This is a genomic window from Variovorax sp. GW821-FHT10D07 (genome assembly GCF_059415325.1).
Map to the genome: position 1 here is coordinate 544,822 of NZ_JBWKMZ010000001.1, position 21,807 is coordinate 566,628.

The window sequence follows — 21,807 nt, forward strand, 5'->3', positions numbered from 1 at the left end:
CCAGAAAAAAAGTTCGAGAAGCATTGCGACTTCTTTCGACGAGGCACGTCATCGAGGCATGGATGTCCTTTTCCCATGCGTCGCGTGCCCGGGGCCGGCGTCCTTCGTCACCCTTTCAAACAGTTCCAGGAAAGTACCCTCATGAAATCGTTCCATGCAGCGGCGCGCCGCAAGGCCCTCGGCAGGCCGCCCGCGTCGTCTGCGCCGGCCTCGCAGGGGCTGGGCTGGCGCCTGACGCCGCCGGCATCGGCCGTCGCCGCGCTCCTGATCGCCGCGGGTGCGGGCGGCAGCGCGCATGCGCAGCACGCCTTCAGCGCGGGCTGGATGGCGCAGAAGAACATGGCGCAGAGCACGGCGATGGCCACGGGCCGGCTGCCCAACGGCATGCCGGCCTCCACGCTGACCAACCCGCAGGCGCAGCAGCAGCAGGCCAGCGCGCAGTTGCAGCGTTCGATCGGCAACCTCAACCTGGCCGCGCAGGCAATCGCGGCGCAGCAGGCGGCGCAGGCGGCCGCGCGTCAGGCCGCGCAGAACGATCCCTCGTCGGTGCCCGACGGCCTCGCAGAGGGCGGCCTGAAGGTCGATACCGATTCGCTGACCGCGGGCTGGCTCAATGCCAATGCGCCCGTGCAATCGCAGGTCGGCGGCCGCACGCAGGTCGCGATCCAGCAGACCGGCGACAAGGCGATCCTCAATTGGGAGAGCTTCAACGTCGGCAGGAACACGACGGTGCAGTTCCAGCAGCAGCCCGACTGGGCGGTGCTCAACCGCGTCAACGATCCGCAGGCACGGCCTTCGCAGATCCAGGGCCAGATCAAGGGCGACGGCACGGTGCTGATCGCCAACCGCAACGGCGTGGTGTTCTCGGGCAGCAGCCAGGTCGACACGCGCAACCTGGTGGCGGCAGCCGCGAAGATCGGCGACGAGCAGTTCAAGGCGCGCGGCATCTACAGCGCGCAGCAGGACGGGACCTATGCACCCAGCTTCACCGATGCGCTGGGCAGCGTGAAGGTCGAGGCCGGCGCGCGGATCGCGACCACGGCGCCCGCCTCCGTCACGCAGGGCGGCGGCTATGTGCTGCTGCTGGGCACCGAGGTCGGCAATGCCGGGCAGATCGGCACGCCGCGTGGCCAGGTCCAGCTGGCGGCCGGCGATTCCTTCCTCATCCGTGCCGGCCAGGCCACCACGGCGAATGCCTATGCGACCACGCGCGGCAACGAGGTCTCGCCGCAGTTCAAGGTCGACAGCACGGCGGGCGCGGTGAGCAACACCGGCCTGCTGCAGGCGCCCGAAGGCGACATCACGCTCGCGGGCCGCCAGGTGGTGCAGGACGGCGTCGCGCTCGCCACCACCACCGTCAATGCCCGCGGCAGCATCCACCTGCTGAACTCGGCCAGCGATGCGCTGGGCAGGGTGACCATCGGCGCGCACGCCACCAACGCCATCGTGCTCGACGACAGCGCCGGCAGCGCGCTCGACAGCCAGCGCGACGCCTTGATCGCCGAGTCGGCGAAGCAGGACCTGGCGCGGCTGACGGTGCCGGTCACGCCCGGCGTGTTCGACAACCTGGCGCGCATGGACGACCGCCGCGACCTGTCGCGCGTGGAGATCGTCTCGGGCGGCGATGTCGGCTTCGAGGGCGGCTCGCTGACCCTGGCCACCGGCGGCCAGGTCGCGGTGAGCGCGAAGGGCCGCAGCAACGTCGCGAGCCAGGCCCGGCTCGACGTCTCCGGCGCGGTCGGCGTGCAGGTGGCGATGGCCTCGAACAACGTCGAGATCAACGTGCAGGGCAACGAGCAGCGCGATGCGCCGCTCAACCGCGACACCACCCGGCTCAACAACGCCAACGTGTGGATCGACCGCCGGAAGCTGCTCTACGTGCCCGCCGGTGTCGGCGGCTACGACAAGGAACGCTGGTACACGCAAGGCGGCCTGCTCGAGGTCGGCGGCTACCTGGGCCTGCAGGGCCACGGCATCGGCGAATGGGCCGCGCAGGGCGGCAGCATCGCCTTCGCGGGCGGCGAGCTCGTCACGCAGAAGGGCTCGAACCTCAACCTCTCGGGCGGCACGCTGGACGTGCAGACCGGCATGCTGCGCCAGAGCTGGCTCAAGGGCGCGGACGGGCGGCTCTACCGCGTCGACGATGCGCCGGCGGACGTGCAGTACCAGGGCCTGTACAAGGGCTACGAGGACGCGCACCCGCGCTGGGGCGACGAGAACACGGCCTACTACTACAACCCGCTGATCGGGCCGCAGCAGCGGCTGGAGAGCGGCTACACGATCGGCCGCGACGCGGGGCAACTGATCGTGGCCACCGGCGCGGCGGTGCTCGAGGGCGAGGTCACGGCCACCGCCTACCAGGGGCCGCGGCAGGTGCAGAAGCCGCAGGCGGGGCTCGACGGCTACGGGCAATCGCAGTTCGCGGCCGCGCGCGCGGCGCAGTGGATGCTGGGCGACTGGCGCACGGCGCTGAACACCGACGCGAAGAACGGCCCGCTGGGGATCTTCCACAACCTGGCGCCGACCTCGAACGAGATCGTGTTCGCGCCCGACACGGCCGCGGTCGCGGACAGCCTGCAGGGCGGCAGCCAGGCCGCGCCGCTGCCCGAGGAACTGCAGGGCAAAGTGGTGGTGGACAGCCGCCTCGTCGACGGCTTCGGCCTGGGCACGCTCATGGCCGCCGCGAAGAACGGTGTGACGGTCGACGGCGAGCTCGCGGTGACGCCCGGCGGCGCCATCCGGCTCTACGCGCCGCAGGTCGACGTCAATGCCGACCTCACGGCGCGCGGCGGCGAGATCGCGCTGGGCAATGTGCGCGCCGTCACGCTGACGACGGGCCGGACCGTCGACCAGGCGATCTATGCCGCCACGGGCAAGACGACGCAGGTCACGGTCAGCGCGGGCGTGATGCTCGATGCGCGCGGCCTGTGGAGCAACCTGCAGCAGGACACCGGCGACATCGCGTTCGCGCCCTACGTCGACGGCGGCAGCGTGTCGATCCGCAGCATCGGCGACGTGCGGCTGGGCGCGGGCAGCGTGGTCGACGTCTCCTCGGGCGCTTCGGTCGGCCAGAACGGCGCGTTGACCGGCGGCAAGGGCGGCGACATCGCGCTCGCGGCCAGCGTCAACCTCAACGACGGCAGCAACCGGGCGCCGGGCCATGCGGAACTGCAACTCGGTGGCACCTTGCGCGGCTACGGCGTCACGGGCGGCGGCAGCCTCAGCATCGAGTCGGGCACGGCGATCGGCATCGGCGGCGAGGTGCTGCGCAACCCCGGCGAGCTGATGGCCGGCGAAGGCGCGCAGGTGAGCCTGCGGCTGCTGCACGACTACGTGATCCAGCCCGGCGAGACGGTGCCGGTCGACCAGATCACCGTCAGCCGGCTCGCGCCGGGCGAGCAGGTGCAGGCCACGGTCGTGCCCGCGCTGAGCTACGGCACCTCGGTGGTGGTCACGGCGGCCGCGTGGCGCCTGAGCCCGGGCCAGGTCGCCTACGGCATCGACGCGCGCGGCGCCACCAGCCTGTTCCAGTCCGGCAGCGTGGTGCCGGCCGGCATCAGCCTCTACTACATCTCGCAGTTCGCGGCGGGCGACGTGGTGCCGGCCGATGCCTTCCCCGACGGCATCCCGATCCCGCCCAGCACCCAGCACTACGCACCCGGCAGCGTCGCGAGCGCGCCGATCCGGCTCGCGGCCGGCACGCTGCTCGCGCCGGGCGTGGTGCTGCAGCGCGACAGCGCGGTGCAGCCGGTGCTCGGCCTCGGTCCCTCGCTGTTCCGCAGCGGCTTCTCGCACTACGCGGTGACGGGCCACGACGGCGTCGCCGTGCTCGACGGCACGCAGCTCGAGGTGCGCATGCCGGTCTACCGCTGGGACGGCAGCGCGCCGCTGCCGCCGACCGGCACCGAGACGGCGCGCGCGCTGCAGCTGTGGACGCCGCCGCTCTACACCGAGGACCCGTTGCACGCGAAGCTCGCGCAACGCGGCGGCGCCAGCCTGGCGCTGGGTTCGCAGGTCGCGGGCACCACCATCGGTGCGGTGTCCGACGTGGTGCCGCTGTCGATCGGCGCGGGCGCGGTGGTCACGGTCGATCCGGGCCAGGAGATCGCGCTGCTCAGCAGCGGCGGCCAGGTCACCATCGACGGCACGCTCAACGCCTGGGGCGGCCGCATCTCGGTCGCGTCGCTGAACCTGGCGGCGGGCGGGCCGGGCACCTCGATCTGGATCGGCGACGACGCGCGGCTCGACGTGGCGGCGAGGCCCTACGTGGCGCGCGACACGCTGGGCCGGCCCTACGGCATCGCGCCCGATGGCGGGTCCATCGAACTGGGCCTGGCGCAGGCCTTCATCGTGATCCGGCCGGGCGCCGTGCTCGATGCCTCGGGCAGCCAGGCCGGCATCGATCTCGCGGCCGGCGGCGCCGCGTCGGCGCCCGCGCATCCGGTGCAGATCGCGGGCGACGGCGGCAGCATCGCGCTGCGCTCCTACGACGGCATGTTCCTCGACGGCCAGCTGCTGGCGCGTGCCGGCGGTGCCGGCGCGGCGGGCGGCACGCTCACGCTGGAGATGAACAACCGCATCTACGACACGGCCACCGACGACGACCAGGTCCTGCACCGCATCACGCTGTCGCAGCGGCACCTGCCGACCGCGCTGTCGTCCACGCTGCGGCCCGGCCAGGCCGATGCGGCGCTGCGCTGGGGCAATGCGGCGCTGGGCGTCGACCAGATCGAGGCCGGCGGCTTCGATGCGCTGACGCTGTATGCGCACGACCTGATGGTGTTCGACGGCGACGTCGATCTCTCGCTCGGGCGCAGCCTCAACTTCAAGAGCGGCGTGTTCACCATGGCCGACGGCACGCCCACGGCGCAGGTCCGCATCGCGGCGCCCTACATCCGGCTCGACGGTGGCGTCGACTGGACGCCGAACGGCAGCCGCTACCAGCCCGGCCTGGTCGGGCCGACGGCCGGGCCCGGCACCTCGAAGGGCAGCCTGCTGTCGCTCTCGGGCGACCTGATCGACATCTACGGCCAGGTGCTCGACGGCATGAGCGTGTACCTCGGCGGCGCGGGGCCGATGGTGCCGGCGCACACGGCCTCGGCGCTGGCCTTCGACACGACGGCGCTCACCAGCAGCGGCGACATCCGCTTCGCGGGCGCGGTGACATCGAGCGGCGACATCGTGGCCACCGCGGCGCAGCTCTACCCGATGAGCGGCAAGTACGGCGGCCTGCTCGCGGGCGCCAGGGGCAGCGGCACCAGCGGCGGCATCGATCCCGACAGCGTGCTCGCGATCCGCTCGAACGGCAATGCCGCGCCGGTGCCGGCCTCGGTGTTCGGCGCCCTGCTGCTGGCGGGCGGCACGGTCGACCAGGGCGGCGTGGTGCGCGCGCCGCTCGGTGTCATCGCGCTCAACGAACTCGGCGGCCCGCTCACCAACATCGCCTGGCAGACCGCGGCCGGTGCGAACCGCCTGTTCGACGGCAAGGTGGTGCTGCGCGACGGCAGCCTGACCTCGGTCAGCGCGCAGGGGCTGGTCATGCCCTTCGGTGGCACCCAGGACGGCCTGACCTACCAGGGCGCGAGCGGCACGCTGTTCGATCTCGCGCAGGCGCAGGTCAACATCGCGATCGCCGGCAAGTCGATCCAGGTCGAGCCCGGCGCGGTGCTCGATCTCTCGGGCGGCGGCCAACTGATGGGCGAGGGCTTCGTCTCGGGCCGCGGCGGCTCGGTCAATGTGCTGGCCACGCCGCTGTACAACGCCAACCCGGCGCTCAACCGCTACAGCAGCGCCGGCAACGCGGTGTATGCGGTCGTGCCCGGCTATGCCGCGGCCTATGCGCCGACCCTCGCCGACAAGGGCGCGGGCGACCCCGCCGTCGGCCAGAAGGTGACGGTGGGTGCCGGCGTGCCGGGCCTGCCCGCGGGCACCTACACGCTGCTGCCGGCCAGCTATGCGCTGCTGCCCGGTGCCTTCCGCGTCGAGCTCGGCGCGCCGCAGGACGCACTGCTGCCGGCGCGCCAGTCGGGCCTGGTGGCCGTGCCCGGCGGCTCCTGGCGCACCGAGGGCACGCTGCAACTGGCCGGCACCGGCATCCGCGAATCCCTGCCGCGCGAACTGCTGCTGACGCCCGGCCAGGCGGTGCGCAGCTACACCCAGTTCAACGAAACCAGCTATGCCGACTTCGCGCTCTCGCAGGCGGCGCAGTTCGATGGCCGGCGCGCGCGCCTGCCGTCCGATGGCAAGACCCTGCTGCTGGACTTCCGGCAGAGCGACGAGGTGGCCGCGCCGCTGCGCTTCGGCGGCAGCGCGCGCTTCGACGCCGCGGCCGGCGGCATCCCGGGCCAGCTCTTCGTGATCGGCAATGCCGACATGGAGATCACCGGTCCCGGCGCGGCGCCGGTGCCCGGCGCGATCTCGCTCGCGGCCAGCGAGCTCAGCGCCTTCGGCGCCAGCACGCTGGCCCTGGGCGGCTGGTACACCTACTTCAACGGCCTGGATTCGTCGGGCGACGGCGCGCGCCTGTACTTCACGCAGGTCTACAACGGCGGCAACGCGCTGCACGTGCGCGACGGCGCCACCCTGCGCGCGGGCCAGATCTTCCTGCTCGGGCGCGACGAGGTCACGGTGGACGGCGGCGCCACGCTCGACACGCGCGGCTTCGGCTCCCCCGGCATCGACTCCGACCTCGGCTACATCTATGCCAACAACCTGCGCAGCAGCGCCACCAGCGACACGCCCGCGGTGCTGGCGGTGGGCAACGGCTGGCTCGACTTCCTGCCGTCGGTGGGGCCGGGCCGCGTCACCGTGGCCGACGGCGCCACCTTGCTGACCGAAGGCACCATCGCCTTCGCCGCGCCCGGCGATCTGGTGCTCGGCGATGCGCGGCTGGGCGCGCGCTACCTCTCGGTGTCGCAGAACCAGATCAACATCGGCACCGCCGATTCGCTCGCCGCGGCGCGGGCCGCCGGTGCGCTGCCCGCGGGCTGGCAACTGACCCAGGACGTGCTCGACCGGCTGCTGCGCCCGGTCGCCGACGCGGGCGTTCCGGCGCTCGAGCGCTTGAGCCTGTCGGCCGGCGGGGCCTTCAATTTCTTCGGCTCGCTCTCGCTCGACACCGGCAACGCGCAGGCCCAGCTGGTGCTCAACACGCCGGCCTTCTACGGCTGGGGCGACAGCGCGGACACGGTGCGCATCGCGACCCGCTCGCTGGTGTGGAACGGCGTCGCGACCGGTGCCGGCACCGTCGCCAGCCCCTACGCCAGCGCGCTGCCCGCGCCGGTGCAGGCCGGCGGCCCGGGCACCGGCAGCGGCCGGCTGGTGATCGATGCGCAGAGCGTGCAGTTCGGCTACGACGCACTGAGCCGGCCGCAGGCGCAGGCCACGCTCGACCGCGTCGCGCTGGGCTTCGCCGGCGTCGAGATCAATGCCAGCGACAGCATCGTGTCCAACAGCGCCGGCTCGCTCTCGGTCGGCCATGCGCGCGGCGCCGACGGCCGGCTGGTGGACGGCGACCTGCGCATGAACACGCCGCTGCTCGCGGGCCAGGCCGGCTCGTCGATGCGCTACGCCGCGGGCGGCGCGCTGCGCATCGCCACGCCCGAAGGCGTGGCGGTCGCCGACACGGCCGCCTTCGACGAACTCGGCGGCCGCATCGCGCTGCAGGGGCGTTCGGTGTCGCTCGACACCGCCGTGGCGCTGCCCAGCGGCAGGCTCGACGTGCAGGCCGAGGGCGACATCGCGCTCGGCGACCAGGCGCAGATCGACCTGGCGGGTCGCGGCATCGCCTTCTTCGACCTCACGCGCTACAGCTGGGGCGGCAGCGTGACGCTGACCAGCACCGGCGGCAGCATCGAGCAGGGCGCGGGCTCGCGCATCGACGTCTCGGCCGCCCACAACGACGCCGGCTCGCTGAGCGCGAGCGCGCTCGGCGCGGGCGGGCAGGTCCGGCTCGGCGGCACGCTGCGCGGGCAGGGCGGCGGCACGCAGGAGGGCCGCGGCTTCGCGGACGGCCGCTTCACGCTGGCGGCCGACCGTTTCGGCGATGCCGACTTCGCGGCCTACAACACGCAGCTCGACGGCGCGGGTTTCTTCGGCGCGCGCGACTTCACGCTCGGCAGCGGCGACCTGCGCGTGGGCAGCCTGCGTGCCCACGAAGTCAGCATCACGGTCAATGGCGGCAGCCTGGCCATCGACGGCCGCATCGACGCCTCGGGCGCCGATGTGGGCAGCATCGCGCTGGCGGCGCGCGACGATCTCTCGCTGGGTGCCGGCGCGGTGCTCGACGCGCACGGCACGCGGCTCGCGGTCGACAGCCAGGGCCAGGCCATCGATGCCTCGAACCGGGCCCGGGTGTCGCTGGCCACCACGGCCGGCACCCTGCGGCTGGCCGGCGGCGCCAGCGTCGACCTGCGCGCGGCCGACGACGTGGCGCGCGGCCAGCTCGGCCTCGCGGCGCCGCGCCTCGGCGAGACCGCAGGCGACCTCAGGATCGAGGCCGGCGGCGCGCTGTCGATCAAGGGCGCCGCGAGCATCGCGCTCGATGCCTTCTGGACCTACACGCCCACGGATGCGAACGGCACCGTCACGCAGGACAACGGCGACGCGGCCGGCGGCGCGGTCGGCGCCAATGGCAAGGTGGGCCTGAACCAGGTCGACCGGCGCAACGCCGCCTTCATCGACGCGGCCTGGGCCAACGCCGGGCTGCGCGGCCGGCTCGCGGGGCTCACGGCCTATGGCGATGCCTTCCATCTGCGCCCCGGCGTGGAGATCCGCGCCAGCGGCGACCTGAGCACCGAGGGCGACCTCGATCTCTCGGGCCTGCGCTACGGCCCGCAGGCCGATCCCGCGCGGCGCGGCGCGGGCGAGCCGGGCACGATCGTGCTGCGCGCCGCGGGCGACCTGAACATCCGCGGCAGCATCAACGACGGCTTCGCGCCACCGGGCGCCACGCCCGACGACAACGGCTGGGCGGACCGCCCGACCGGTGCCGACGGCACGCAGGGCCGCATGTGGGCGACGGCGCCGATGCTCGCGCCCGGCATGCAGTCCTGGTCGATGCGGCTGGTCAGCGGCGCCGACCTGCAGAGCGCCGACAGCCGCGTCGTGCTGCCGTCGTCGCGGCTCGGCGGCAAGGGCGCGCTGGTGCTAGACGACCTGCACTACGCGGGCACTGCGGGCATGCCGGGCGATGCGCCCTTCGCCGCGGTGAGCGTGGTGCGCACCGGCACCGGCGACCTCGGGCTCTATGCCGGCGGCAGCTACGTGCAGAAGTCGCCGTTCGGCGTCTACACCGCCGGCACGCAGCTGGCGGACACCGGCCCCGACTCGGGCTACAACGCGCCGCGCTCGCTGCAGTCCGACGGCACGGCCTTCGGTCCCTACCAGGACGCCTACGGCGCCACCCTCGGCGCGCAGCGCATGTGGTACACGGGCGGCGGCGGCGACCTGAACCTCTGGACACAGGGCGACATCACGGGCTTCCAGGACGCCGGCACGCAATCGGTCGGCGAATGGCTCTGGCGCCAGGGCGGCGATGCGCTGGGCCAGAAGACCGGCTGGGGCATCAACTTCGGCAGCTATGCGGTCGACAGCGACGGCTTCAACTACTCGCTCACGCTGCCGGCCTTCTCGGGCATCGGCGCGCTCGGCGGCGGCAACGTGTCGGTGCGCGCCGGCGGCAACATCGGCAGCCCGCATGGCTGGAACGATTCGACCTCCAAGCCCGGCCTGGACGGCATCGCGGTCGCGGTGGGCGGCAGCGGGCGCGTGGTCGACGGCCGGCTGCAGCAGACCGGCGGCGGCACGCTGCGCGTGAGCGCGGGCGGCGGCATCTACGCCGGCGTGTACGCCAACCTGCGCGGCGACACCCTGGTCGACGCGCAGCATGCGGGCACGCTCGAGCTCAAGAACTACGGCGCGCGCAACACCGACCCGCGCACGCTCGATCCGCGCACCGCCTATGCGGCCGAGACGCGCGATGCGCTGAACTTCGCGCCCGGCGACGGCACGGTGTCGGTGCGCACGCTGGGCGACCTGGCGCTCAACACGCTGATCGACCCGGGCCGTGTGGGCCAGCACGTCGACACCGCGGTGCCGCTGGACGGCAATCCCACCGGCGGCGCGGGCGCGACCTGGTTCACGCTGTGGTCCGAGGACAGCGGCGCCGAGCTGTTCTCGGCCGGCGGCAACCTCACGGCCTTCGGCACCACGCTCACGCAGTTCCTGCCGCCGGTGATGCGCGCGGTGGCCGCGGGCGGCAGCATCTACAACGCCCCGGCCAATTCGGCCACCCTGATGCTGCCCTCGCCGCGCGGCGCGCTCGACCTGCTCGCCAAGGGCAGCGTGGTGGGCGACTCGGCCAACAACCCGGCCAACAACACCGGGCAGATCGGCTTGCTCGGCAGCTCGCGCGCGACGCTGGCGACGCCGCTGAACCCGGCCTGGCGCGTGGTCCAGACCGGCACCGTCGGCGACTACATCGTCGCGAGCAACTACTGGACCGCGCCCTATCCCTTCTCGTACATCGACCCGTTCGACTACACGGCGATCTACGAGCACCTGTACGACTACTACGGCGCCCACGGCTACATGGGCATCGGCGGCACGCCGTTCGTGTTCGGGCCCAACACCCTGACCGACGACAGCGCGGCCGGCAACGGCACGCCGATCCACGTCTATGCGGTGCACGGCGACGTGCTCGGGCTGCAGCTGGGCCTGGAGCTGGTGACCGACACCAGCGCGCCGAACTCGCCGGGGCCGCTGTACTACCAGGCCTCGAAGCCGGTGCGCGTTCTCGCGGGCGGCGACATCGTCGGCAGCCGCGGCCTGATCGTGCACGACGCGACCACCGACGTGTCGATGATCGCGGCCGGCGGCAGCGTGATCCAGAGCAACTTCGACATCGCCGGGCCGGGCACGCTCGAGGTCAGCGCGGGGCGGCAGATCTACCAGGGCAACAGCGCCAGCCTCACCAGCCTGGGCGGCATCGAGAGCGGCGACCTGCGCCCGGGCGCCAGCATCGTGCTGCAGGCCGGACTGGGCGCCGGGCTGCCCGGCCAGGGCGCGAGCGATTTCGCGGGCTTCGCGGCGCGCTACCTCGATCCGGCCCATGCCAGCGATGCCTCGCGCGCGCTGGCCGACCAGCCGGGCAAGGTGGCCAAGACCTACGACGCCGAACTGGCGCAATGGCTGCGGGAGCGCTTCGGCTACGCGGCCGCGTCGGCCGCCGATGCGCTGGCCTACTTCGAGGCCCTGGCGCCCGAGCAGCAGCGCATCTTCGTGCGCCAGGTGTTCTATGCCGAGCTCACGGCCGGCGGGCGCGAATACAACGACGCGAGCAGCAAGCGCTTCGGCAGCTACCTGCGCGGGCGCGATGCCATCGCGGCGCTGTTCCCGGGCGTCGATGCGCAGGGCCGGGTCATCGTGCACGACGGTGGCATCACGCTGTACCAGGGCGCGAACACCAATGCCGGCGTGCGCACCGTGGCGGGCGGCGACATCCAGACGCTGGCGCCCGGCGGCACGACGCTGGTGGGCGTGGAGGGCATCACGCCATCGAGCCTCGCGGGCGTCACGCCCGCGGGCCTCGTGACGCAGGGCGAGGGCAGCATCGACATGTACAGCGAGGGCAGCATCCTGCTGGGCCTGTCGCGCATCATGACCACCTTCGGCGGCGACATCCTCGCGTGGTCGGCCACGGGCGACATCAACGCCGGCCGCGGCGCCAAGACCACGCTGGTCTACACGCCGCCCAAGCGCGAGTACGACACGCTGGGCAACGTGAAACTTTCGCCCAACGTGCCGAGCACGGGCGCGGGCATCGCGACGCTGAACCCGATTCCCGAAGTGCCGCCGGGCGACGTGGACCTGATCGCGCCGCTGGGCACCATCGACGCGGGCGAGGCGGGCATCCGCGTGTCGGGCAACGTCAACCTCGCGGCGCTGCAGGTGGTCAACGCGGCCAACATCCAGGTGCAGGGAAAGAGCGCCGGCATTCCCGTGGTGGCCGCGGTGAACGTGGGTGCGCTGACCAATGCCAGCGCCGCCGCCTCGCAGGCCGCGATGGCGGCGCAGGACACGGTGCAGCGCGAACGCACGGCCGCGCGGCAGGCCTTGCCCTCGGTCTTCACGGTGCGCGTGCTGGGCTTCGGCAACGAGAGCCCGGCGGGCAGTCCCGATGCGCCGGTGAACGCGCCGCGCAGGGAACCCGCCAGTTACGACGCGACCAGTTCGGTGCGCGTGCTGGGCGTCGGCGACCTGCCCGATTCGGCACGCAGGCAACTCACGCCGCGGGAGCGCGCCAACCTCGGCCTGTAGCGCGCCGGACCGGCGCGCCTTCGGTGGATTCGGGCTGCCGCGACCGGCAGGCCCGGCCGCCGCATGCCTTCTTCACCCGAGCATCACCACCATGACCCCCTCCCTTCATGCGAGCGCGGCGCGTCCGGCATCCGGTGGCCGCTGGGCCGCGTCCTTCGAGCCATTGGCCTTCGGGCGCGAAGAGGACCGCGGCGCGGCGGGCATCGGCCCCGATCTGCAGGTGTTCCTGGTGGCGAACTACGCGCGCCTGCACCGGCGCCTGATGCACCACCTGGGATGCCCCGACCTGGCCAGCGACAGCCTGCACGATGCGTGGATCCGCCTTGGCGATCGAACCTCCGCGCAGGCGGCGCAAAGCCCCGAGGCCTATGTCTACCGCGTCGCCTGCAACGCGGCGACTGACCGGCTGCGCGCCGACAGGCCGTGGCAGTACGCGAGCGATGCCGAGACCGAGCTCGAGCACCTCGCCGATCTCTCGCCGGGCCCCGAGGCCATTGCCGATGCGCGTTCCGAACTCGCGGCGGTGGAGCGCGCCTTGCAGCACCTGCCGCAGCGCCATCGCTCGGTGCTGATCGGGTTGCGCATCGAGGAGATGACGCGCGAGGAGGTCGCCCGGCGCTGCGACCTGAGCCTGCGGCGGGTCGACACGGTGCTGCGACGGACGCTGGACCACTGCGCGTCGTCGGTCAGCGTCGACCGGCTCTAGAGCGACGCCACCGCCGCCACGGCTCGCTTGCCCGCATTCGCCGCCTGCGGGTGCGCGTGCGCCGCGCACATCGATGCGATGTCGCGCAGCGCTGCGGATGGACGCTTCGCTATCTCCACCGCGAGCGCTTCCGTCACGAAGAAGTTCTCGTGCGACGCGAGTTCGCGCAACAGCCCGGTATCGCGCAGGTCCAGCGAGGGAATGAAGGCGACGGCCGCATCCTCGTCGTCCGCGGAGGCGAGCAGCGAGCGGATCAGCGCGCCCACGCCCGCCTGGTCGTCCGCGAGCGGCGATACCGAAGGATGGAAGTCCTCGACCTCCCCATCGTCGGCGGCGGCGCGCCGGACCGCATCGAGGAAGTCCTCGACGTCGGCGAACACCACGCGCGAGTCGCCGTCATGGCTCAGGTACAGGACCGCGCCGGCCAGCGGCGGCGCGGCCAGCAGCAGGTGATGGTTGCTCGTCTGCGGATCGTCGAGCACCAGGCCATCGAGCCGCCGCGGTATCGGGAGCGATCGCAGGTCCAGGCTCCAGCGGACGATGTCGGCGGCGGAAAGCAATGACGCGCCGGAGAAGTCCTGGCCATCGATTCGCGCGAGATACGCATCGAGCGTCTGTCGCGCAGTCGCCGAGAGGGCCTCGGGCGATTCCGGGGCGTGGGGAGGAGAGGAGGAATCGCTCGGCATGGACCGATGGTATCGGCGGCGACTGCCATCGCATCCGTATCGGTGACGGACCGCTCTCGCACGAGCCATCCCCTGCCAGTACATACTGATTGGTATCTATCGAGAAGAATGGCAATGATCGGCGCTCGATGGTCAAGGGATCGATATAGAACCTGTCCTCGAGCCCGAGGGTCAGCCTCGATTGACTGCGTGCCATACCTAATAGTATGTTTCGTCTGCTGCCGGCAGACGGGACACGACTCCACGCGCGCAGCCCTTCTTTGGCCTCTCTCTTCAAGAAAGCTCCGCCCATGGACAAGCCACGCTGGCAACACCGCCCCGAAGGATCGAACTGGGGCGATTTCGGCCCCGACGACCAGATCGGCCGCATGAACCTGCTGACACCGGCCACGCGCCTGCGCGCCTTCCGCGAGGTCGAGCACGGCACGGCGTTCTGCCTGAGCCTGCCGCTCGACCATCCGGGCGGCAACACGCTGTTCCAGCACCGCAAGGCGCCGAAGTTCGTCTACGAGAAGCGCGGCGACAGCTTCAACTTCAACTACCGGCTGTCGAACGTGAACGACTGCTTCTGCGACGTGATCTCGGACGACGCGGTGCTGATGTTCCTGCAGTACTCGACGCAGTGGGACGGCCTCGGCCACGTGGGCCAGATGTTCGACGCCGACGGCGACGGCCGGCCCGAGAAGGTCTACTACAACGGCTTTCGCGCCGGCATCGAGATCGTCGGCCCCGACGACGCCGAGCGCGGCTGGGGCGCGCGCTCGATCGGCATCGAGCGCATGGCCACGGCCGGCGTGCAGGGCCGCGGCGTGCTGGTCGACCTCGAGCGCATCCACGGCCGCGAGCGCGCGGTGGTGGGCTACGACGGCCTGATGGCCGCGCTCGAGGCGCAGGGCGCGAGCGTGGAGCAGGGCGACTTCCTGTGCCTGTACACCGGCTTCGCCGACCTGATCCTCGAGATGAACAAGCAGCCCGACGGCGAGGTGCTGGCGCGCTCGTGCGCGGTGCTCGACGGCCGCGACGAGAAGCTGCTGCAGTGGATCACCGACTCGGGCATCGTCGCGATCTGCGCCGACAACTTCGCGGTCGAGGCCTATCCGGCCCGCCCCGGCGCGAACGGTTCCTACCCGGGACTGCCGCTGCATGCGCACTGCCTCTTCAAGCTCGGCCTGCACCTGGGCGAGCTCTGGTATTTCGCCGAGCTCGCGCAATGGCTGCGCGCGCACAAGCGCTCGAGCTTCCTGCTGACCGCGCCGCCGCTGCGGCTGCCGGGCGCGGTGGGCTCGCCGGTCACGCCGGTGGCGACGGTCTGAAGCGCGCGCATCGACACGCGCGAACCGACGAAGAACGAAGGAGACAAGAGACATGCGAATCCGATCGAAGACCCTGGCGCTGGCCGCCGCGCTGGCCCTGCCGCTGCTGCCGCTGGCCGCGGCGGCGCAGGCCGATGCCGCGGCCAACTGGCCGACCAAGCCCGTCACGCTGGTCGTGCCGTTCCCGCCCGGCGGCACCAGCGACGTGGTGGGGCGCCAGCTCGCTGTGCAGCTCGGCGAGGCGATGGGCGGCACCTTCATCATCGACAACAAGGCCGGCGCGGCGACCGCGATCGGCGCCTCGTATGTGGCGCGCGCGCCCAAGGACGGCCACACGCTGCTGCTGTCGGCCGGCAGCACCTTCACCACCACGCCGCACCTGATCGACAAGCTGCCCTACAAGCTCGAGGACTTCGCGCCGGTGGCGGCGGTCGCGACCGTGCCCTTCGCCTTTGTGGTGAAGAAGGACTTCCCCGCGAAGACGGTGGCCGAGTACGTGGCCTATGCCAAGGCCAACCCCGGCAAGATCAACAACGCCACCAACGGGCAGGGCAGCATGGTCCACCTGCTGGGCGAGCTGATCGCCACCGGCCTCGACGTGAAGATGACGCAGGTGCACTACAAGGGCGCGGCGCCGGCCACCATGGACATGATCGGCGGCATCGTCGATTCGAACGTGGAGGCGCTCACGAGCGCGCTGCCGAACGTGAACGCGGGCAAGTACCGCGCGATCGCGGTGCTCAGCGCCGATCGCCAGCCGCTGATGCCCGAGGTGCCGACCTTCAAGGAGCTCGGCTATCCCTCGATCGTGGGCGAGACCTGGTATGCGGTGTTCGCGCCGGCCGGCACGCCCAAGCCGGTGATCGACAAGCTCAATGCGGCGTTGCGCAAGGTCACGACCTCGAAGCGCTTCGCCGATGCGATGCACAAGATCGGCAACGAGGCCAAGGCGAGCACGCCCGGCGAGCTGATCGAGGTGACGCAGCAGCAGAGCCAGAAGTGGGGCGAGCTCATCACGCGCCTCAACATCAAGGCGGAGTGAGTCCCCGGCGCTGCCTGCCTAGCCGGGCAGGTAGCGCAAGTCGCGCATCGCCTGCAGGTGCTCGACGATGCATTGCTCGGTGTCGATACAGTCGCCGAAGCCGGCCTGCCGCAGCTTGACGGTGGACACCAGCGGCGGCAGCGCGAGCGGGCGCCGCGCGGCCCAGGTCGCCTCGGCGTACTGCCACGATAGGCCGATCAGCGCATCGAGATCGCGCTCGCGCAGGCCCTCGCGCTGCGCGATCCGCTGCCACAGCGCGGCCTGCGCGGGCATCTCCTCGCGCAGGCGCGTGCCGCTGGCTTCGCCGAGCGGCATCTCGAAGAATGCGGCCAGCCGCTCGAACAGGCTGGCCCAGACCACCACGTCGCCATTGGCGATGTTGAAGGCCTCGCCGTGCGCGCGCGGCTCGTGCCAGGCCCATTCGATGGCCTTCGCGATCAGGCGCGCGTCGGTGCATTCGGTCAGCAGGTGCGGATGGGCGGGGCAGGCCAGCGGCTGGCCGCGCTCGCGCGCGAGCACCGCGTAGGCACCGATCGCGGCCACCGGGTTCATCGCGCTGCCGGTCGCCACGCCCAGCACGATCTGCGGCCGGAACACGGTCCAGCCGAAGCCCGCGCGCGCCGCGCGCTCGGCCACCAGGTCCTGCTGGTCGAAGTAGAAGTTGGCGTGGTCGCGCACCGCGTCCTGTTCGCGCGCGGGCACGCGCATCGGCCGGCCCGTGTGCACGCCATAGGCCTTGGTGCCCTGCAGCAGCGTCACGTGTCGCAGGGGCGCGCCCTCGAGCGCATCGAGCGTGTGGCGCAGCATGCGGTTGTTGAGCTCGATGTTCTCGCTCGCGCGCCAGCCCTGCAGCAGGTCGGGCTGCTCGTTGAGCGCGGCATAGACCAGGTGCGTGGCATCGCGGTGCGGCGCCAGCGCCTCGCGCGTGGCCCGTGCATCGCGCAGGTCGGCCGAGACCCAGGTCGCGTCGGGCGCGAAGTCGGGCCGTCTGCGCGCCAGGCCCACGGCACGCAGGCCGGGCCGGGCCGCGAAACGTTCCATCGCGGCGCGCCCCACCACGCCGAGCGCGCCCACCACCAGCACCTTGTCCATGGCCTCAGTCCTCCGTGGTCAGCACGACCTTGCCGTGCACGCGGCGCTGCACCAGGTCGTCGAGCGCATCGGCCGCGCGCTCGAGCGGATAGCGCGCCGAGACATGCGGCCGCAGCCGCCCGTCGCCGACCCATTGCATCAGCTCGCGCAGGTTGGCGGCATTGCGCTCGGGCTCGTTGCGCGTGAAGGCGCCCCAGAACACGCCGAGCACCGCGCAGCCCTTGAGCAGCGGCAGGTTCAGCGGCAGGCTCGGGATGCGGCCGGCCGCGAAGCCCACCACCAGGAAGCGGCCGCGCCAGGCCATGCCGCGCAGCGCGGGCTCGCTGTAGTCGCCGCCGACCGGGTCGTAGACCACGTCGACGCCGCGGCCGCCGGTCAGCGCCTTGATGCGCTCGCGCAGGTCCTCGGCGGCGTAGTCGATCAGCTCGTCGGCACCATGGTCGCGGCACACGGCGAGCTTGGCCGGGCTCGAGGCCGCCGCGATCACGCGCGCGCCCATCGCCTTGCCGAGCTCCACCGCCGCCAGGCCCACGCCGCCCGCGGCACCGAGCACCAGCAGCGTCTCGCCGGGCTGCAGCACGGCGCGGTCCTTCAGCGCATGGTGCGAGGTGCCGTAGGTCAGCGTGAAGGCCGCGGCGGTCGCGAAGTCCATGCCATCGGGCATCGGCAGCGTGCGCGCGGCCTCGGCCACCACCTCCTCGGCATAGCCGCCCCAAGTGGTAGCCGCGATCACGCGGTCGCCGGGCTTGAACTGCGTGACGCCTTCGCCCACCACCTTGACGATGCCGGCGACCTCGCCGCCGGGCGAGAACGGCAGCTCGGGCTTGAACTGGTATTGGCCCTGGATGATCAGCGTGTCGGGAAAGTTGACGCCGCAGGCCTTGACCGACACCACCAGCCGGCCCGGGCCGGCCATGGGCGAGGGCACCTCCTCCACCACCAGCGAGGAGGGCGGCCCGAACTGCTTGCAGAGCACCGCCCTCATGGCCGTTCTCCCTGCGCGATCGCGCCTTCGGCACCCAACTCGGCGAGCTCGGCGTCGCCGACCGCGAGCAGCTCGCGCAGCACCTCGTGCGTGTGCTGGCCCAGCAGCGGCGGCGGCCGCTTGTATTCGACCGGCGTGGCCGAGAAGTTCAGCGGATTGGCCACCACCGACAGCGAGCCCGACAGCGGATGCTCGATCTCGCGCACCATCGCGCGATGCCGGATCTGCGGATCGTCGAACACCTGGCGGAAGTCGTTGATCGGCCCGCTGGGCACGTTGGCCTCGCGCAGCAGCGGCAGCCAGTGGGCGAGCGGCTGCCGGCGCAGGATGTCGGCGATCGCCGGCACCAGCGCCTCGCGGTTCGCCACGCGTTCGGGCGTGGTCGCGAAGCGCGGGTCGGCCGGCCATTCGGGATGGCCGAGCACGCGCGCGAGCGAGACGAACTGCGAGTCGTTGCCCACGGCGATCATCATCGGCCCGTCGGCGCAGGCGAAGTCCTGGTAGGGGCAGGTCAGCTGCGAGCGGATGCCCACGCGCTGCGGCAACTGGCCGGCCACCAGGTAGCTCATCGCCATCGAGGAGGTGGCGGCCACCTGCGCGTCGAGCAGCGCGAGGTCGATGTACTGGCCCACCCCGCTGACCGTGTCGCGGTGGTGCAGCGCGGCCAGGATGCCGATGGTGGCGTAGAAGCCCGCCGTGGTGTCCGACACCGGGTAGCCCGCGCGCTGCGGTCCCGCGCCGGGCTCGCCGTCGGGAATGCCGGTCAGGCTCATCACGCCGCTCATCGACTGGAAGATCAGGTCGTAGCCCGGCATGGCGCTGTAGGGGCCCGACTGGCCGAAGCCGCTGATCGAGCAATACACCAGCTTGGGATTGACGCGCGCCAGCGAGGCGTGGTCGAGCCCGTAGCGCGCGAGGTCGCCGGCCTTGAAGTTCTCGACCACCACGTCGGCGCAGGCCGCGAGCCGGCGGATCAACCGCTGGCCCGAGGGCTTTGCCATGTCGATGGCGATCGAGCGCTTGCCGCGGTTGAGCGCGAGGAAGGTCGAGCGCTCCTGCGTCTCGCCGCCCGCGCGGTCCTTGAGGCGCGCGCCCTGCTGGCGCACGTCGTCGCCGATGCCGGGGCGCTCGACCTTGATCACGTCGGCGCCGAAGTCGGCCAGCATCTGCGTGGCCCAGGGGCCCGAGAGCACGCGGCTCAGGTCGAGCACGCGGATTTTCGAAAGCAGTCCACTCATCGGGTGTGTCCTCAGGCGGTTTCGAGATGGCCGTTGTCGATGACCACGACGCCGCGCGCGGGCACGCTGGCGCGGAAGGCGGCGCGGGTCGGTCCCTCGCGCCAGAGTTCGAGCCGCACCGTCTCGCCGGGGAACACGGGCGAGGAGAAGCGCCCGCCCATCTCGCGCAGCGCGGCGGGGTTGCCGTCGCACCAGCGCTTGACGATGCCGTGGCCCGCCACGCCGAAGGTCGCGAGGCCATGCAGGATCGGGCGCGCGAAGCCGGCCTCGCGCGCGATCGCCGGCACGGCATGCAGCGGGTTGTAGTCGCCGCACAGCCGGTAGATCAGCGCCGACTGCGGCGAGGTCGGCAGCTCGATCGCGGCATCGGGCTCGCGCGCCGGAATGGCGTGCGGCGCGGGCTGCGCGCGGCGCTCGCCGCCGAAGCCGCCGTCGCCGCGGCAGAACACCGTCTGGCGCACGGTGGCCAGCAGCTCGCCGCTGTGCATGTCGGCGATCTCGCGCTCGACGAAGATCAGCGCGCCGCGGCCCTCGCCCTTGTCGATCAGGTCGACGATGCGGCTGGTGCCGCGCACCGAGGCCTTGGCGGGCAGCGGCCGGTGGATGCGCGTCGAATGCTCGCCGTGCACCGTGCGCACCCAGTCCAGGCCCAGCGGCAGGTCGCGCATCCAGAAGCCCGGGTAGCCCATCACGTTGGCCATGGTGGGCTGCACCTTCAGCCGGGTCTCGTCGACGAAGGCCAGGTCGGCCTCGTCCATCGGGTCGAGGCCCACGCCGATGCCCAGCGCGTAGACGATGCATTGCTGCCAGTCGTAGTGCTGCTCGATGCGCGGGATCTGGGCGGCCAGCAGCCGTTCGGGGTCGATGGTCATGCGATCCTCACAAGGTGGCGGCCGTGCCGAGGATGGCGGTGGCCTGGCTCGACAGCACGCCGCCGTTGGCGTGCGCGAGCGAAATCTCGACGCCCTCGACCTGCCGCGCGCCGGCGCTGCCGCGCAGTTGCTCGACCGACTCGATCACGGTGAACAGGCCGTACATGCCCGGGTGGTTGCACGACAGGCCGCCGCCGTTGGTGTTGACCGGCAGCCGCCCGCCCGGCGAGATGGCGCCCGAGGACACCATCGCGCCGGCCTCGCCCTTGGCGCAGAAGCCCAGGTCCTCGAGGAACAGCAGCGTGTTGATGGTGAAGGCGTCGTAGACCATCAGGTGGTCGATGTCCTTCGGGCCCACGCCGGCCATCGCATAGGCACGCTGGCCCGACTCGACCGCGCAGGTGGTCGTGAGGTCGGGCATGGCCGAGATCTGGCGGTGGCTCACGGCCACGCCGGTGCCCAGCACGTAGGCCGCGGGCCGCGGCATGTCGCGCGCGCGCTCGGCGCGCGTCAGCACCAGCGCCGCGCCGCCGTCGGTCACCAGGCAGCTGTCGGCCTTGGTCAGCGGGTCGCTGATCATGCGCGAGGCCAGCACCTCGGCGCGGCTCAGCGGATCGCGCGCGAAGGCGTCGGGATTGAGCCGCGCCCAGTCGCGCGCGGCCACCGCCACGTCGGCCAGCTGCTCGCGCGTGGTGCCGTACTGGTGCATGTGGCGCGCCGCGGCCAGCGCATAGCTCGACAGCGGATAGCGCGGGCGAAACGGCGATTCGTAGGGCTGCGGATCGGGCATCGAGGCCAGCTTGCCGCCGGCCGTGAGCTGGTTGGAGCCATAGCAGATCAGCGCGACCTCGCACAGGCCGAGTTCGAGCGCCATCAGCGCCGACTGCAGGTGGAACAGGAAGGAAGCGCCGCCGACCATGGTGCCGTCGGCATGCCGGGGCTTGATGCCCAGGCGCTCCGCGACGTTGAGCACCGGCAGGCCCGAGGTCGACATGGCGCAGAACAGGCCGTCGACCTGCGACATGCGCAGGCCGCAGTCCTCGAGCGCGAGCACGGCCGCTTCCTGCAGCTGGTCGAAGGGCGTGCGGCCGGGCGCGTTCCAGCGCCGCGTGTTGCCGATGCCGACGATGGCGCCGCGGCCGCGCAGGGAATGCGTCGCGCGGCTCATGGCGCGTCTCCCTCGGCCGGCGCGAAGACCACGAAGGGCTCCTCGCCGGGCACGATGCGTGCCCGCACGTGCTGCCCGATGCGCACCGCATCGGGCGCTGTGTCCTCCACGCGGCTCATCATGCGGGCGCCGCCCTCGAGGTCGACCAGCGCCACGTTGTAGTCGCCCGCGCGGTCGCGCACGGTGGTCAGCGAATACACGCTGCCCCGTCCCGGCGAGGCGCGCCATTGCAGCCGCGGGCTGCCGCAGGCGCGGCACACCAGCGCGGGCGGAAAGCGCACGGCCGCGCAGTCCTCGCAGTGCTGCAGCATCAGCCGGCCTTCCTGCAGCGCCTGCAGGTACTGCGCATCGGGGCCGGGGCCGTCGAATCGGGTGTCGGTGGCCATG

General features: G+C 72.2%; 11 protein-coding genes. 4 read left to right on the forward strand and 7 right to left on the reverse strand.

What is annotated here, in order from left to right; genetic code table 11:
• Window positions 1–141: 141 nt before the first annotated feature.
• The gene (locus AC07PU_RS02565; protein ID WP_495314969.1) at window positions 142–12,318 is read left to right on the forward strand and encodes a filamentous hemagglutinin family protein; all 12,177 of its coding nucleotides are present in this window, start codon (window positions 142–144) and stop codon (window positions 12,316–12,318) included.
• A gap of 91 nt (window positions 12,319–12,409) precedes the next feature.
• Window positions 12,410–13,024, forward strand: a complete 615-nt coding sequence (locus AC07PU_RS02570; protein WP_495314971.1) for an RNA polymerase sigma factor — start codon at window positions 12,410–12,412, stop codon at window positions 13,022–13,024.
• Here AC07PU_RS02570 and AC07PU_RS02575 read toward each other — a convergent pair.
• Entirely contained in the window at window positions 13,021–13,710 is a 690-nt protein-coding gene (locus tag AC07PU_RS02575; protein ID WP_495314973.1) for a hypothetical protein, read from the reverse strand. The two genes, AC07PU_RS02570 and AC07PU_RS02575, sit on opposite strands and share 4 nt — an antisense overlap.
• A 290-nt stretch (window positions 13,711–14,000) precedes the next feature.
• Between AC07PU_RS02575 and AC07PU_RS02580 the strand changes: the two genes are divergently transcribed.
• Together AC07PU_RS02580 and AC07PU_RS02585 are read left to right on the forward strand one after the other, a co-directional pair.
• Window positions 14,001–15,023: a cyclase family protein gene (locus tag AC07PU_RS02580; protein ID WP_495314975.1), complete on the forward strand. Its 1,023-nt coding sequence runs from the start codon at window positions 14,001–14,003 to the stop codon at window positions 15,021–15,023.
• Between the two features lie 52 nt (window positions 15,024–15,075).
• On the forward strand, window positions 15,076–16,065 hold the full coding sequence (locus tag AC07PU_RS02585; RefSeq protein WP_296798957.1) for a Bug family tripartite tricarboxylate transporter substrate binding protein: 990 nt from the start codon (window positions 15,076–15,078) through the stop codon (window positions 16,063–16,065).
• An 18-nt stretch (window positions 16,066–16,083) separates the two neighbouring features.
• On the opposite strand, the gene AC07PU_RS02590 is transcribed toward AC07PU_RS02585, so the two are convergent.
• Genes AC07PU_RS02590 through AC07PU_RS02615 form a run of 6 tightly spaced genes read right to left on the reverse strand, consistent with a single transcriptional unit; the run spans window position 16,084 to window position 21,806 of the window.
• Window positions 16,084–17,157 carry an NAD-dependent epimerase/dehydratase family protein gene (locus tag AC07PU_RS02590; RefSeq protein ID WP_495314978.1) on the reverse strand — a complete coding sequence of 358 codons (1,074 nt, stop codon included), beginning with the start codon at window positions 17,155–17,157 and terminating at the stop codon, window positions 16,084–16,086.
• 4 nt (window positions 17,158–17,161) lie between these two features.
• Window positions 17,162–18,142 (reverse strand): NADPH:quinone oxidoreductase family protein, encoded by a 981-nt coding sequence (locus tag AC07PU_RS02595; protein WP_495314980.1) that lies wholly within the window; start codon window positions 18,140–18,142, stop codon window positions 17,162–17,164.
• Window positions 18,139–19,380, reverse strand: coding sequence for a CaiB/BaiF CoA transferase family protein (locus AC07PU_RS02600; RefSeq protein ID WP_495314982.1), 1,242 nt, complete (start codon window positions 19,378–19,380; stop codon window positions 18,139–18,141). The genes AC07PU_RS02595 and AC07PU_RS02600 overlap by 4 nt, the downstream gene beginning before the upstream one ends.
• 11 nt (window positions 19,381–19,391) lie before the next feature.
• Window positions 19,392–20,252 carry a MaoC/PaaZ C-terminal domain-containing protein gene (locus AC07PU_RS02605; RefSeq protein ID WP_495314984.1) on the reverse strand — a complete coding sequence of 287 codons (861 nt, stop codon included), beginning with the start codon at window positions 20,250–20,252 and terminating at the stop codon, window positions 19,392–19,394.
• 7 nt (window positions 20,253–20,259) lie between these two features.
• A complete protein-coding gene (locus AC07PU_RS02610; protein WP_431514235.1) occupies window positions 20,260–21,420 on the reverse strand; it encodes a thiolase family protein in 1,161 nt (386 codons plus the stop codon).
• Window positions 21,417–21,806, reverse strand: coding sequence for a Zn-ribbon domain-containing OB-fold protein (locus AC07PU_RS02615; RefSeq protein WP_495314987.1), 390 nt, complete (start codon window positions 21,804–21,806; stop codon window positions 21,417–21,419). Before AC07PU_RS02615 ends, AC07PU_RS02610 begins: the two co-directional genes overlap by 4 nt.
• Window position 21,807: the final 1 nt, after the last annotated feature.